The following is a 13,885-nucleotide window of genomic DNA, read 5'->3' as shown; positions in this document are numbered from 1 at the left end:
ATTGATCTTTTTCCGTTTGCACCGGGCAGTGCAGAACTGTTATCTGTACGCATAACCAGTACTCGCTTGCCATGGCCCTGAATTCCCGTGACTGCCAATCCCCTCGACGATCCGTTTTATTACCTCAACAACTTCCGGCAAGTGCTTGATTGGCTTGAGCTTCGTTATGCCGATGTGATGAGCGAAACGGAGCAACGGTTCATCCGCGACTTCAATGCCTTGCCCCGTGCCTCGCAGGCTTTGCTGGTGCGCATGGTAATGCGCAAGGGCGTGCATTTTCGCGCCAGCAAACTCGGTTATGCCGAGATCGGCGATATCGCCCAAGCCGCGCAACCGTTGTTGCAACACACCTGGCTCGATGAGCACGCGGCGCTGAGCATGGCAGAAGTGTTCGATGTGCTGCTCAAGGGCGAAATCCTCCAGGCTTTCGGTGCTTTCATCGAACAGCCCAAGGGCCGCAAGGATGGCTGGTTGCCGCTGTTGGCCGAGCAGTTCAACGAACCGCGCAGCCTGCGTGACTGGGCGCCGTTGCTTGCCGAGCGTCTGTTCAGCCTGACCATCATGGACCTGTGCGACCGCTTGCGTCTGATGTTCTTTGGCAACCTGTACCAGGACTGGTCCGAGTTCGTCCTCGCTGATCTGGGCATCTTCACTTACGAAAAAGTCGAGTTCTGCGCCGATTCCCGGGGGTTGCGCAGCCGTGAAGACGTTGATGCCTGCCTGTTCCTGCACAACTGCCAATTACGCTTCGAGGCCGGCGAACCGCTGGAAATCATTGCCGATCAGGTCAGCGCACTGCACTTCGATAATCCATGGCTGCAACGTCGGCGCGGCAAGGTGTTGTTCCAGATCGGGCAATATTGCGAGCGCATCGGCGAGTTTGCCCTGGCCCTGAGGATTTACCGCGACTGCGCCTACCCCGGCGCCCGCCTGCGCATGATTCGGGTGCTGGAGCGCAGCGGCGAATATGCGCTGGCGCTGGAACTGGGAACATCGGCCGAGCAGGCCGTGGAAAGCGCCGCCGAACAGCAGGGCCTGCAACGGATTCTGCCGCGATTGCGCCGCAAACTCGGTGGCCCGCCGCGCAAACGCCTCACCGCGAAACCGGTGGAGCGCCTGGATTTGCACTTGCCGCGCAGCGATCCGTCGCTGTCCGTGGAGTTTTACGTGCAGGCGCATTTGCACGACGACGAAGGCCCGGTGCATTACGTCGAAAACAGCCTGATCAACTCGTTGTTCGGTCTGTTGTGCTGGCCGGCCATCTTCGCGCCGCTGCCGGGTGCGTTCTTTCACCCGTTCCAGCGGGGCCCGGTCGACTTGCTCAATGAAGACTTCCAGCAGCGCCGCGCCGAACTGTTTCAGGCTTGCCTCAACGAACTCGATGACGGCCGCTATGCCGACACCATCCGTGAACGTTTCGTCGCCAAGTGGGGCCTCCAATCGCCGTTCGTGTTCTGGGGCGCACTCAACGAGCAACTGCTGGAGCAGGCGCTGGCCTGTCTGCCTGCCGAGCATCTCAAACACTGGTTCAATCGCCTGCTGCTCGACATCAAGGCCAACCGCGCCGGCATGCCTGACCTGATCCAGTTCTGGCCGCAGCACAAAACCTATCGAATGATCGAAGTCAAAGGCCCCGGCGATCGCTTGCAGGACAACCAACTGCGCTGGCTCGAGTTCTGCCATGAGCACCAGATGCCAGTGGCCGTGTGTTACGTGCAATGGGCGGAGCAGAGCGCTTGAGCTACAGCATTGCCGTGCGGGCACTGTGCGAGTTTACCGCCAAGACCGGCGACCTCGACCTGCGCTTCACTCCATCACCGACCGCGCTCGAAGGCATCGTCGGGCACCGCACGGTGGCCTCACGGCGCAGCGACCACTATCAAAGCGAAGTGGCCCTCGAAGGCGCGTTTCGGCAGTTGCAAGTCAAGGGCAGGGCGGATGGCTACGACCCGGCGCAGAACTGCCTTGAAGAAGTCAAAACCTACCGCGGCGATCTGAGCAAGCAACCGGCCAATCACCGGCAACTGCACTGGGCGCAGGCGAAAATCTACGGTTGGCTGATGTGCCGCAAACTCGATCTTCAGCAGATCAATCTGGCGCTGGTGTATTTCGACATCGTCAGCGAAAAGGAGACCTGCCTAGTCGAAGCGTTCAGCGCGGTGGCCTTGCAACAGTTTTTCGAACAGCAATGTGCGCTGTTCCTGTACTGGGCCGAGCAGGAAATGGCCCATCGCGAGGCGCGCAATCTGGCCGCGCAACAACTGACGTTTCCCCATGCAGACTTTCGTCCCGGTCAGCGGCATCTGGCGGAATCGGTGTTCAAGGCAATCAGCACCGGACGTTGCCTGATGGCTCAGGCGCCGACCGGGATCGGCAAAACCCTTGGCACGCTGTTCCCGATGCTCAAGGCGCTGGCGCCGCAGCAACTGGACAAGGTGTTCTTTCTCACCGCCAAGACGCCGGGGCGCAAACTTGCGCTCGATGCCAGCCAGGTGCTGTTCGAGCAATCTGCAACTTTACCCTTGCGGGTATTGGAGATGGTTGCCCGCGACAAGGCCTGCGAGCACCCGGACAAAGCCTGTCACGGCGAATCCTGCCCGTTGGCCCAGGGTTTTTACGACCGTTTGCCCGCCGCCCGTGAAGCGGCGAGCCGAATCAATCTGCTTGATCAGGCGGCCATGCGTGAGGTCGCGGCCCAACACACGGTATGTCCGTATTACCTGAGTCAGGAAATGGCCCGCTGGGCGGACGTGGTGGTCGCCGACTACAACTATTACTTCGATTTCAGCGCGATGCTGTTCGGTCTGGCCCAGCTCAACCAATGGAAAGTCGCGGTGTTGGCGGATGAAGCGCATAACCTGGTCGAGCGCGGACGGCAGATGTACAGCGCCAGCCTTGATCAATTCACGCTCGGCAATGTGCGTAAAACCGCGCCCGAAGCACTGAAAAAGTCTCTGCAACGGCTTAATCGGGAGTGGAACGCGCTGCATGCGCCACAACTGGCGGCGTATCAGGCATACGACAAGGCCCCGGAAAAACTGCTGCAAGCGATATCCCTGTGTTGTGCCGCCATCGGCGATTACCTCAACGACCACCCGCAGGGCCTTGATAGCGGGTTGCAGAACTTCTATTTCGACTTGTTGCAGTTTGGCCGAGTCGCCGAGTTGTTCGACGAGCATTACCTGTTCGACATCAGCAAGCGTGACCTCGACCGCAAACGTCCACTGTCGCAGTTGTGCCTGCGCAACGTGGTGCCGGCAGCGTTCATCGGGCCACGCCTGAAAGCGGCGCGCAGCAGCGTGCTGTTTTCCGCGACGTTGAGCCCGCGCAACTACTACGCCGATCTGCTCGGCACGCCGGCCGACACAGTCTGGGTCGACGTCGAATCGCCGTTCAGCGCCGCGCAGTTGCAGGTGCACATCGTCAGCCGCATCTCGACGCGCTTCAACCATCGTCAGGCGTCGCTGCTGCCCATCGTCGAGCTGATCGCCAAACAGTTCAGCGAGCGCCCGGGCAACTATCTGGCGTTCTTCAGCAGCTTCGATTACCTGCAACAAGTCGCGCAATTGCTTGCCGAGCAACATCCGCACATCACCCTGTGGCAGCAATCGCGGGGCATGGCCGAACAGCAGCGACAGGCGTTTCTTGACCAGTTCACCGCTGACAGTCAAGGCGTCGGTTTCGCCGTACTCGGTGGCGCATTCGGTGAAGGCATCGACCTGCCGGGTGCACGGTTGATCGGCGCGTTCATCGCCACCCTTGGCCTGGCGCAGCTCAACCCGGTCAACGAGCAGTTGAAGCGGCGCATGGCGGCGATTTTCGGCGCGGGTTACGACTACACCTACCTTTATCCAGGCATACAGAAAGTCGTGCAGGCGGCGGGGCGGGTGATCCGTACCCGCGAAGATCGCGGCATGGTGATGCTCATCGATGACCGGTTTGCCGAAAGCCGGATAAAACAACTGCTGCCCCGCTGGTGGACAATCAGCAACGAAGCGGCTTCCCAATTGGCTGGATTGCCCCATACTTCTGCTCATGACAACGGCTGGTGAGAGTGATGAGCAAAAACAACAAGAGCGCCGCCATAGAAGAGATGCGCTTCAGGCTGTTGATCGATGCGGTGGTCGACTATGCGATCTACATGATCGACCCGGATGGCGTTATCACCAGTTGGAACTCAGGTGCCAAGCGGTTCAAAGGGTATGAAGAGGCCGAAATCCTCGGCGAGCATTTTTCACGTTTCTATACCGCCGATGATCGCGCTGCCGGCCTGCCACAAAAAGCCCTCGATACCGCCATTCGCGAAGGTCGTTTCGAGGGCGAAGGCTGGAGTGTGCGCAAGGATGGCACCAACTTCTGGTCCCATGTGGTGATCGACCCGATCATCGATCCCCACGGCAAACTGCTCGGTTTCGCCAAGATCACCCGTGATCTCACTGATCGCAAGATGGCCGAAGAAACTCTCAAGCAAAGCGAACAGCAGTTTCGCCTGCTGGTGCAGGGCGTTACCGATTACGCCATTTACATGCTCAGCCCGGAGGGCCGCGTCAGCAACTGGAATCAGGGCGCTCAGCGCATCAAGGGCTATCTGCCGGAAGAAATCATCGGCCAGCATTTTTCGATTTTCTATACCCCGGAAGACCGTGAGCTCGGCGAACCTCAGCGAGCATTGGAGACTGCCACTCGCGAGGGCCGGTTCGAAAACAAGAGCTGGCGCATGCGCAAGGACGGCACACGTTTTCTCGCCCATGTGGTGGTGGATGCCATTCGTGGGGAAACCGGGATATTGCTCGGTTTCGCCAAAATCACCCGCGACGTCACCGAAGCTCACCAGGCGCAGCAGGCTCTGGAAAAAACCCGCGAAGCCCTGTTCCAGGCGCAGAAGATGCAGGCGATCGGGCAACTTAGTGGCGGCATCGCCCATGACTTCAACAATTTGCTGACGGTGATCCTCGGTAATCTGGAAATTCTGCAGAAACGCACGGGCGATGATCCGAAAATCACCCGCCTGCTGGAAAACGCCACCCAAGGCGCGCTGCGCGGGGTATCGCTGACTCAGCGCATGCTGGCGTTTGCCCGGCGACAGGAGCTGAAAACCGAGCCGGTCAATATTGCGCAATTGGTGCAAGGCATTACCGGCTTGCTGCGTAGCTCATTGGGGCCGGGGATCAAAATCGAAACGGACTTTCCCGGCAACCTCGAACCCGTGCTGGCAGACACCAATCAGCTGGAGCTCGCCGTGCTCAACCTGGCGACCAATGCCCGTGACGCCATGCCCGACGGCGGCCGTGTGGTCATCAGCGCGGAGCCGCAAGTCGTGTTCGAACAGGCCCACTCGGTACTGGCGGCAGGTCGTTACATTTGCCTGAGTGTGATCGATACCGGCGAAGGCATGGATGCCGCTACGCTGTCGTCGGCCAAAGATCCTTTTTTCACCACCAAAGGCCTGGGCAAAGGCACAGGTCTGGGGTTGTCGATGGTGCACGGGTTCATCGAGCAGCTCGGTGGCCGTTTCATCCTCAAAAGTGAGAAGGGCGCGGGCACTACGGCTGAATTGTGGATTCCGGTGGCCGGCGAAGGTGTGAAAAGCAGGCCGTTGTACCCACCTGTCGAACCGATGGTGGTGCCACGGCTCAGCGTGCTGGTGGTGGACGATGATTCCCTGGTCTTGACCAGCACCAGCCTGCTGCTCGAAGACCTCGGCCATCGAGTCCTCAATGCCACGTCGGGCGCCAAGGCGTTGGCGTTGCTTGATCAGGGCGAGGTCATTGACCTGATGATCACCGACATGGCGATGCCACAGATGAGCGGCGCACAACTGGCTCATACGGTGCGTTTGCTCAAACCGGATCTGCCGATCATCCTTGCCACCGGTTACGCCGAGCGCCTGGAGGGCTTTGCCGCACAGCTGCCACGTCTGCCCAAACCGTTTACTCAACTGAACCTGGTGGAGATCATTGCCCAATCGATGAAATGACACTCAGTGAATCAGGCTGAACTTGTCTGGAAGGGACGACTTCTAAAGGTTTTCCCACTCCGGAGCGTGCGCCTCTTGTCTCGCATACTGACCCAGCCGAACGCTGAAGAAACCCTGACCGAACATGACGCCAAGATGTTCGGCTCACCCAAGGAACGCCTGGATTTCTATCGCCGGGAAATCCAGTACGAAACCAGCATTCTGGCCAATCGTACGGATGCTTATTTGGCCGCGCAGTCGTTCCTGGTGATTGCTTTTGCGTCGTGCATGGCCAATCTCAACCCGGAATGGGGCAAGTTGTTTACGCTGGTGGTGCCACCGTTTCTGGCCTTGCTCGGGCTACTCAGTTCACTCAATGCCTGGCCAGGGATTCGCGCGGCGTATGACATCATCGATCACTGGCACTTCAAACAGAGTCATTTGCTCCACAGCGAGCCTTTGATGGGGCTGGCCTATGACGAGTCGCCGCTGTTCTGCGAAACGGAATCAAGCCACAAGGGTTATCGCAAGTCGCTGCTGTTCTCGGTGCGCACGCCTTGGATCTTCGCGACCTTTTGGGTGCTGTTGGGCAGTTATTCGGTGTTCATCCAGGTCACCAACCCCGGCGGCTGATCTGCTCCCGAAATCTACCAATACACTCTCCCTGTAGGAGCTGCCGCAGGCTGCGATCTTTTGATCTTGTTTTTCAAAATCAAAAGATCGCAGCCTGGGGCAGCTCCTACAGGAAAGTGAACGGTCACTATTTCAGTCGGCAGTTTCAAGCTGTCGCCGCAACCCCTGAGAGTTCTGCACCGACATCGGAATCGGCGGAAAATCCTCGTTCAGCACACACAAATGCTCGATCGCATCGGCAAATTTCACATCGGCCTTACGGCGTAATGCGCGGTAATGCTCAAACTGTTCAGAATCCAGCTGCCCGCTTTCGAGCAGCTCATGCGCCGCTCGATTCAGGGTATGGGCGTTATCAAACAATTGGCGATTGCGCTCCAGAGCCAACGCTCTGCAAGCCTTGATTTGCGCAGGAGTCGAGCATTCTTTCATGACTGTAACCTTAATTTTCAGGGTTCCATTTCATAAGCTTCGCGCCGCAGGGGAACCGAACCTGCCGGGCCCCGCCGGGTGCATCTGGCGGGGGTTATGCTTGTGACCGCTGGCCATCGCCGAGAGATCCATTTTTTGCTGAAGATTTTCATCCCCCGGAAACCCGTGTGGGGGATTTGGTTTTGCCGTTGTTCGTAGCGGGCCAGGATGGGTTGAGTGCTGATGCCATGCAGCAAAATGCTCAGCGCCACAACAGACAACGTCAGGTTGGTGCAGACCGCGGCCAACGACCCGGACAGGCCCTGGTTCAGGGCGTAGAACAAATAGAACAGGCTGCCGATCCCTCGAATGCCGAACCAGCCAATCAACAGGCGTTGGCGACCCTCCAGCAATCCACCCCACGGCATAAGGGCAACGCAGGCCGGGCGTATCAGGCAGAACAACACGCCGCCCACCCATAGCGCTCGCCAGTCCCAATGTGCCACCAGCACCACACCGAGCAACGTGACCAGAAACACTTCCATGGCCCGTTCGACCAGACTGCCGAACGACAACATGTCGCCCATCATGATGCCGGCGGCGACCTGGCTGGTTTCCAGCTGTCCGGTATCGCCGTGCAGCGCGTGCTGGGGTTCGATGTTCTGGTGACCGACTAGCGGTTGCACCAGATGTTCGGCGGGTAATTGGCTGACGCCAGTGGATTTCACTTCGACCTGGCGCAAGCCGAGGCCGGCAGCAAATACGGAGAGAAACCCGTAACCGCCAATGGCTTCGGCGACGACATACGCCAAAGCGATCAGCGACAAAGCCAGATAATCGTTGGGGCTCAAGGTACTGTCATCATTGCGGATGCGCAGTGCCAGGGTGACGCGGCCGATGCCCCGGCCCATCCAGTAACCGGTCAGCAGCCCGGCGGGAACCGCCCACAGCAGACTGCGCAAGACCCAACCCTGCCAATCGCTGTCATTCTGGATCAGCAACAGCCCGAGGATTACAAACGGAAAGGCGATGCCGTCGTTCAATCCAGCCTCGCCGGAAAGGCCAAAGCGCACACTGTCGACATCCCGCGCATCATTGACCTGTACCAGTGCCGCCAGCACCGGGTCGGTCGGTGCCAGGATTGCGCCGATCAACAGCGACACCCCCCACGGCAACTGCAAGCCCCAATGCAACAACAGACAAACGCCGACGATGGTCAGCACCATCACCGGTCCCGCCAAACCGAAAGCAATCCGCCAACGTTTGTCGCGTAGCGGCAATCGCAGCTTGAGTCCGCAGACGAACAGTGAAAACAGCACCGCCACTTCCGTCAGGTGCTCCATCCACGACGCGGCGTTTTCCAGTGACAGTTTCAACAGATCAAGGCCACTGGGGCCGATCCCGATTCCCAGCAGCAGACACACCGCCGATGTGGTCACCGGCATCCAGCGCAGGTACGACGAGGTCAGTGCCAGCGTCAGCAACACAGCACCGAGCACTGCGACCCACACGACAAAACTCATGATGCGCCGCCCGCGCAGGTTTCAACGGACGGCACAGGCACCACGTCCCGACGTCCAATAAATGAAGAGCTTGATAATAGGCGTAGACATGACGACTTCCTGACCCTGCGGACCGGTTGGGCACTTAAAGGTATGGAGAGTCGCCAGAGGGCCGGGTTCACTTTATTTACCGAACCCGTAACCGTGTAGGAGCTGCCGCAGGCTGCGATCTTTTGATCTTGAGAACCAACATCAAAAGATCGCAGCCTGCGGCAGCTCCTACACAAGCTTATAGATCAAACCCGCAACTGGATCTGCCGCCCCAACACATCCATCACATCACAGCCATCACGCAGCAACATCGCCGCCGCGTGGGCCAGTTGCTGCACGTCGGCACCCTTGGCCGAGGTGATATCGAGACTGGCCAGGCTTTCCATCATCTGCGTCACCGCCAGAAACCGACTCGCCGCACTGGCGTGCAACACATCCAGCGGAGCCTCGGTGGAGACCAGCAGTACGGGAATGCTGTCTTCGTTATGCGTCATCGAAAGGTGCGAATTCATGCGTCACCCCCAGTGCGAGCGGCGTGCAAACCATCGACCGATGCCTGCACCAATGCGCGTGCAGTGCCGAGCATTTGTTGGCTGGCCCAGCGCAAGGAGCCGCTGTGTTCCGGGCGGGTGGCGGTGGGGGCTTGATGGGCGAGGGCTTCGGCGCAACTGAGGTAGACCGTGGCGTGTTCGAGGGCGTCGAGTAACGGGATGCCGGGTTGAACGGCGAAGAGGTGGTGGGCGACGTGGTCGCAGCGGGTGAAGGGGGTAGCGATTGTGGTTGGATCGGTCATCGGTGCATCTCCCAGGAATTGGAGTTGCCACGAAATCGCCGTCAAACGAATTGGGTGGCAACTGTACGCGGGTTGACGGACCGGTCCTAGGAACCCGGCGCACTCGAAAGCGCCCCACGCACAGCTGCCATGGAGCTGCGCAAAGGACCTAGGGAAATACCGAGCCGTCAAACCCGATCACGAATGAGTCGTGACGGACGCGAGGATAGGGAGTGAGGGCAGACCCGTCAACCGCCGCAATCCTTGCAGGATGACCACAAATCATTGTGGGAGTGGGCTTGCTCACGAAAGCGTTGTATCAGACAGCAATGATGTTGAATGACCCCGCGCTATCGCGAGCAAGCCCCTCCCACAGGTTGATCGCATTCCATAGCTCAAGCTGCCGTAGTGACGGCCGAGCGGGATTTTCGCGGCGAAATTCCGCACTTGTTCATCGGGCATGGTCGAGGAGGTCGCCAGCCCCGTAAATCTTTGCTGCAACTGTTGCCCAGCCAACAGCCACCCGACAAACAGCCCTCCAGCAAAACACTCCCGCACCTCTCAATCGCAGTCAATCCGGGTGTTTCGCGGCTGGCACGCTTGCTGCTCTACCACTCCCATCTCCCAAAATGTCCCGAGGACACGCCAATGAGTCAGCAAGCCGTGAAATTTGCCTACTGGGTGCCAAACGTCAGCGGAGGGCTGGTGGTCAGCAAGATCGAACAACGCACCGATTGGGGTATCGACTACAACCGCAAACTGGCGCAACTCGCCGAAGCTGCCGGGTTTGAATACGCGCTGACGCAGATCCGCTTCACTGCCGGTTATGGTGCCGAGTTTCAGCATGAGTCGGTCGCGTTCAGCCATGCCTTGCTGGCTGCCACCGACACACTTAAAGTCATCGCGGCGATTTTGCCCGGCCCCTGGCAACCAGCGCTGGCCGCCAAGCAACTGGCTACGATCGATCAGCTCACCAACGGGCGCATCGCGGTGAATATCGTCAGCGGTTGGTTCAAAGGCGAGTTTCAGGCGATTGGCGAACACTGGCTGGAACACGATGAGCGTTATCGCCGCTCCGAAGAGTTCATTCGCTCGCTGCGCGGTGTCTGGAGTCAGGACAACTTCAGCTTTCGCGGCGACTTCTACCGCTTCGACAATTACAGCTTGAAACCGAAACCGCTGGGGCGCCCGGAGATTTTCCAGGGCGGCAGCTCACGTGCGGCGCGGGATATGGCGGCGCGAGTGTCGGATTGGTATTTCACCAACGGCAACAGCGTCGAAGGTATCAAGGCGCAGGTTGATGACATTCGGCAGAAGGCTGCAGCGAACAATCATTCGGTGAAGATTGGCGTCAACGCGTTTGTCATCGCTCGGGACACCGAAGAAGAGGCGCGGGCGGTGTTGGCGCAGATCATCGAGCAGGCCGATCCGGAAGCGGTGAACGCGTTTGGCGATGCCGCGAAACAGGCGGGCCGGGCTTCACCGGAGGGCGAGGGTAATTGGGCGAAGTCGACGTTCGAGGATCTGGTTCAGTACAACGACGGCTTCAAGACCAACCTGATCGGCACACCGTTGCAGATTGCCGAACGAATCGTCGCGTTGAAAGCGGTGGGCGTGGATCTGGTGCTGGCGGGGTTTCTGCACTTTCAGGAAGAAGTCGAGTATTTCGGCAAGCGCGTGTTGCCGCTGGTGCGCGAACTCGAATCCGAAAAAACCGCCGCCGTCGCCTGAACCCCACACATCCCCTGTAGGAGTGAGCCTGCTCGCGATGGCGTCTTAACATTCAGCCTAAGTGTTGACTGATACTCCGCTATCGCGAGCAGGCTCACTCCTAAATGTTATCGGTGTTGAATCAGAGGCCGAGGTCGGACAGGCCGGGGTGATCATCCGGGCGACGGCCCAGCGGCCAGTGGAACTTGCGTTCACTTTCCTTGATCGGCATGTCGTTGATGCAGGCATAACGCTGGAACATCAGCCCGTTTTCATCGAACTCCCAGTTTTCATTACCGTACGAGCGGAACCAGTTTCCCGAATCGTCGTGCCATTCATACGCATAACGCACGGCGATGCGCGTATCGGAGTAAGCCCAGAGTTCCTTGATCAGTCGATAATCCAGCTCCTTGGCCCACTTGCGGGTCAGGAACGCTTTGGCTTCTTCGCGGTTGTGGGCGAACTCGGCGCGATTGCGCCATTGCGTGTCGAGGGTGTAGGCCAGCGAGACCTTTTCCGGATCGCGGGAATTCCAGCCGTCCTCGGCCAGACGAACTTTTTCGATGGCTGATTCACGGTTGAAGGGTGGCAAGGGTGGACGCACCTGGGCTGCAGTAGACATATTCAGTCTCCCGAAAAAGTTAACGTTTAAACAACGTGTCAGGCTTATTAAGGCGTTACAGGTCCAATAACTTTCGCGCCATGCATTGCGCATTATCGGCGGCACTGTGATCACCCATCACAAGCGCTACGGTAATGGCGCCATCAATCAGGATCAGCAGCTGTTTGGCCAGCAGTTGCGGATCTTCGGCGCCGTGTTCAGCACACAGCTCGCATACGTAGTCGAGCAGCTTTTGTTTATGCTCTTTGGCGACCAGACGCACCGGATCCTGTGGGTCACCAGTTTCGCCGCTGGTGTTGATGAACGCGCAGCCGCGGAAACCTTCGGAAGCAAACCACGCCTTGAGCACGGCAAACAGGTTGAGCAGGCGATCAGCCGGTGTTTCGGCCTGATCGACGGCACTTTTGAACCAGTGCATCCAACGCACGTCGCGGCGTTGCAGGGCGGCGACAGTCAGTGCGTCCTTGTCGGCGAAATAGCGGTAAATACTTTTTCTCGAAACGCCGGCGGTTTTCACCAGGAGATCCATGCTGGTGGCAGCGATGCCACTTTTATAGATCAGCTTTTCGGTGACATCCAGAATGATGTCGCGTGTGTCGTTACTAGTGATTTCGTTCATGGGTGAAAAAGTAGAACGATTGTTCTCCTTTGGCAAGGTGTTTTTAAGATCAAAAGATCGCAGCCTTCGGCAGCTCCTACATTGATCTGTGTAGGCGCTGCCGAAGGCTGCGATCTTTAGAGTGTCGGCAAGACCCGAGGGATACGATGGTGTAAGCTCTCGGGTTCTTCGGATTCGACCCATTGCGAGCCCTATGCCGTTGCTTTTCAAACGTTCCTTGCTGCCCAAATTGCGCAGCTTTCCGCTGACCGCCGAGGCCGTGACCATTCTGTCCGGTGCCGCCGAATTCCGTCGTTGCCTGCTGGGGAAAATCGCTGCGGCGACCCAGCGCATCTACATCGTCGCGCTCTATTTACAGCAAGACGAAGCCGGTCAGGAAATCCTCGATGCCTTGCACGCCGCCAAACTCAAGCGCCCAGAGCTTGAAATTGCCGTGGTCGTCGACTGGCTGCGCGCTCAGCGTGGTTTGATCGGTGCCGGCAAGCAGCCGGGCAACGCGGCGTGGTATCAGGAAATGACTCGCACGCATCAGAGCGAGGTGCCGGTCTACGGCGTGCCGGTGCAGACCCGCGAGCTGTTCGGCGTGCTGCACCTGAAGGGCTTTGTGATCGATGATTGCGTGGTCTACAGCGGTGCGAGTCTTAACAACGTCTACCTGCACAAGTTCGACAAGTACCGGTTCGACCGTTACCACGTGCTGCAAAGCCACGAACTGGCCGACTCGATGCACCACTTGGTCAAGCACGGTCTGATCGAATCGAAAGCGGTGCATCGTCTCGACCTGCCCAACCTGCCGACTACGCGCAGCCTGCGCAACGACATCGGCGACCTGCGCAGTCGGCTCAAATACGCAACCTACGACACCAGCGCCGGCAGCACGGCGCACACGGGTCTGTCGGTCAGTCCATTGCTCGGCGTGGGCAAGAACAACCCGCTGAACCGGGCGATTCTCGAACTGATCGCCAGCGCGCAACAGCAACTGACCATTTGCACGCCGTACTTCAACCTGCCGCTCGGCGTGATCCGCGAGGTCAATCGTGCCCTGGCCCGTGGGGTGAAGATCGACATTGTGGTCGGCGACAAGACCGCCAACGACTTTTACATTCCGCCGAGCGAGCCGTTCAAGGTGATCGCGGCGTTGCCGTATCTGTACGAAATCAGCCTGCGGCGCTTCGCCAAGCGGCATCAGCGAAACATCGACAGCGGCCAGTTGAACCTGCACCTGTGGCGTGATGGCGACAACACCTATCACCTCAAGGGCATGTGGATCGATCAGCGCTATACGCTGCTGACCGGCAACAATCTCAATCCACGGGCGTTCCGTCTGGATCTGGAAAACGCGCTGCTGATCGATGATCCGAAGGGGGAGTGGCTGGCGCCGCGGGCGCAGGAGCTGGAAGAGATTTTCCGCCATACCACGCGGATCGACAGCTTTCAGAGCCTGGAAACGTTGCCGGAATACCCGGGGGCCGTGGCCAAGTTTCTCAAGCGTGTGAGTCGGGTGCGGATCGAGCGATTGCTCTACCGGATTTTGTAAGGTTTTAAATTTGTAGCGGTCATACAACCGCTATCGCGAGCAGGCTCACTCCTACAAGGGAACGCATTCCAACTG

Annotated in this window: 12 protein-coding genes; 6 read left to right on the top strand and 6 right to left on the bottom strand. The window is 58.8% G+C overall.

Translation table 11 applies throughout. The features are described 5' to 3' along the window. Positions 1 to 87: 87 nt before the first annotated feature. From JFT91_RS18725 to JFT91_RS18710, 4 genes are all read left to right on the top strand, one after another. Entirely contained in the window at positions 88 to 1,740 is a 1,653-nt protein-coding gene (locus JFT91_RS18725) for a VRR-NUC domain-containing protein (RefSeq protein ID WP_201233455.1), read from the top strand. Then, positions 1,737 to 4,052 (top strand): ATP-dependent DNA helicase, encoded by a 2,316-nt coding sequence (locus tag JFT91_RS18720; RefSeq protein WP_201233454.1) that lies wholly within the window; start codon positions 1,737 to 1,739, stop codon positions 4,050 to 4,052. The genes JFT91_RS18725 and JFT91_RS18720 overlap by 4 nt, the downstream gene beginning before the upstream one ends. 5 nt (positions 4,053 to 4,057) lie before the next feature. Further along, positions 4,058 to 5,977 carry a hybrid sensor histidine kinase/response regulator gene (locus JFT91_RS18715; protein ID WP_201233453.1) on the top strand — a complete coding sequence of 640 codons (1,920 nt, stop codon included), beginning with the start codon at positions 4,058 to 4,060 and terminating at the stop codon, positions 5,975 to 5,977. 75 nt (positions 5,978 to 6,052) lie between these two features. Then, positions 6,053 to 6,589 carry a hypothetical protein gene (locus JFT91_RS18710; protein ID WP_201225686.1) on the top strand — a complete coding sequence of 179 codons (537 nt, stop codon included), beginning with the start codon at positions 6,053 to 6,055 and terminating at the stop codon, positions 6,587 to 6,589. Between the two features lie 132 nt (positions 6,590 to 6,721). On the opposite strand, the gene JFT91_RS18705 is transcribed toward JFT91_RS18710, so the two are convergent. The 4 genes from JFT91_RS18705 to JFT91_RS18690 all read right to left on the bottom strand — a co-directional run bounded on the left by JFT91_RS18705 (position 6,722) and on the right by JFT91_RS18690 (position 9,343). Beyond that, complete coding sequence (locus JFT91_RS18705) at positions 6,722 to 7,018, bottom strand: hypothetical protein (RefSeq protein WP_201233452.1); 297 nt, start codon at positions 7,016 to 7,018, stop codon at positions 6,722 to 6,724. Between the two features lie 17 nt (positions 7,019 to 7,035). After that, positions 7,036 to 8,520, bottom strand: coding sequence for a cation:proton antiporter (locus JFT91_RS18700; RefSeq protein ID WP_242489316.1), 1,485 nt, complete (start codon positions 8,518 to 8,520; stop codon positions 7,036 to 7,038). Between the two features lie 275 nt (positions 8,521 to 8,795). After that, positions 8,796 to 9,062: a short-chain dehydrogenase gene (locus tag JFT91_RS18695; RefSeq protein WP_201233451.1), complete on the bottom strand. Its 267-nt coding sequence runs from the start codon at positions 9,060 to 9,062 to the stop codon at positions 8,796 to 8,798. Continuing rightward, positions 9,059 to 9,343 (bottom strand): DUF3077 domain-containing protein, encoded by a 285-nt coding sequence (locus tag JFT91_RS18690; RefSeq protein ID WP_201233450.1) that lies wholly within the window; start codon positions 9,341 to 9,343, stop codon positions 9,059 to 9,061. Before JFT91_RS18690 ends, JFT91_RS18695 begins: the two co-directional genes overlap by 4 nt. 627 nt (positions 9,344 to 9,970) lie before the next feature. Here JFT91_RS18690 and sfnG point away from each other — a divergent pair. Beyond that, positions 9,971 to 11,053: a dimethylsulfone monooxygenase SfnG gene (sfnG, locus tag JFT91_RS18685; protein WP_201225909.1), complete on the top strand. Its 1,083-nt coding sequence runs from the start codon at positions 9,971 to 9,973 to the stop codon at positions 11,051 to 11,053. A gap of 121 nt (positions 11,054 to 11,174) precedes the next feature. On the opposite strand, the gene JFT91_RS18680 is transcribed toward sfnG, so the two are convergent. Together JFT91_RS18680 and JFT91_RS18675 are read right to left on the bottom strand one after the other, a co-directional pair. Beyond that, positions 11,175 to 11,654 carry a nuclear transport factor 2 family protein gene (locus JFT91_RS18680; RefSeq protein WP_201233449.1) on the bottom strand — a complete coding sequence of 160 codons (480 nt, stop codon included), beginning with the start codon at positions 11,652 to 11,654 and terminating at the stop codon, positions 11,175 to 11,177. A gap of 55 nt (positions 11,655 to 11,709) precedes the next feature. Next, positions 11,710 to 12,273 (bottom strand): TetR/AcrR family transcriptional regulator, encoded by a 564-nt coding sequence (locus JFT91_RS18675; protein WP_201234013.1) that lies wholly within the window; start codon positions 12,271 to 12,273, stop codon positions 11,710 to 11,712. Between the two features lie 193 nt (positions 12,274 to 12,466). On the opposite strand from JFT91_RS18675, the gene pssA reads away from it, so the two are divergent. Next, positions 12,467 to 13,810, top strand: a complete 1,344-nt coding sequence (gene pssA / locus JFT91_RS18670) for a CDP-diacylglycerol--serine O-phosphatidyltransferase (protein WP_201233448.1) — start codon at positions 12,467 to 12,469, stop codon at positions 13,808 to 13,810. Positions 13,811 to 13,885: the final 75 nt, after the last annotated feature.

The sequence above is a fragment of the Pseudomonas sp. TH08 genome (assembly GCF_016651275.1).
In the GTDB taxonomy this organism is placed as follows: Bacteria; Pseudomonadota; Gammaproteobacteria; order Pseudomonadales; family Pseudomonadaceae; genus Aquipseudomonas.
The sequence above is the reverse complement of the archived record's forward strand: the minus strand, read 5'-3'. Positions and strand labels throughout refer to the sequence as shown.

What these genes read in the sequence shown, in the direction of transcription:
- JFT91_RS18715 (WP_201233453.1), top strand. Translation starts at nt 4,058, where the DNA reads ATGAGCAAAAACAACAAGAGCGCCGCCATAGAAGAGATGCGCTTCAGG.
- JFT91_RS18705 (WP_201233452.1), bottom strand. Translation starts at nt 7,018, where the DNA reads ATGAAAGAATGCTCGACTCCTGCGCAAATCAAGGCTTGCAGAGCGTTG.
- JFT91_RS18700 (WP_242489316.1), bottom strand. Translation starts at nt 8,520, where the DNA reads ATGAGTTTTGTCGTGTGGGTCGCAGTGCTCGGTGCTGTGTTGCTGACG.
- JFT91_RS18695 (WP_201233451.1), bottom strand. Translation starts at nt 9,062, where the DNA reads ATGAATTCGCACCTTTCGATGACGCATAACGAAGACAGCATTCCCGTA.
- JFT91_RS18690 (WP_201233450.1), bottom strand. Translation starts at nt 9,343, where the DNA reads ATGACCGATCCAACCACAATCGCTACCCCCTTCACCCGCTGCGACCAC.
- sfnG (WP_201225909.1), top strand. Translation starts at nt 9,971, where the DNA reads ATGAGTCAGCAAGCCGTGAAATTTGCCTACTGGGTGCCAAACGTCAGC.
- JFT91_RS18680 (WP_201233449.1), bottom strand. Translation starts at nt 11,654, where the DNA reads ATGTCTACTGCAGCCCAGGTGCGTCCACCCTTGCCACCCTTCAACCGT.
- JFT91_RS18675 (WP_201234013.1), bottom strand. Translation starts at nt 12,273, where the DNA reads ATGAACGAAATCACTAGTAACGACACACGCGACATCATTCTGGATGTC.
- pssA (WP_201233448.1), top strand. Translation starts at nt 12,467, where the DNA reads ATGCCGTTGCTTTTCAAACGTTCCTTGCTGCCCAAATTGCGCAGCTTT.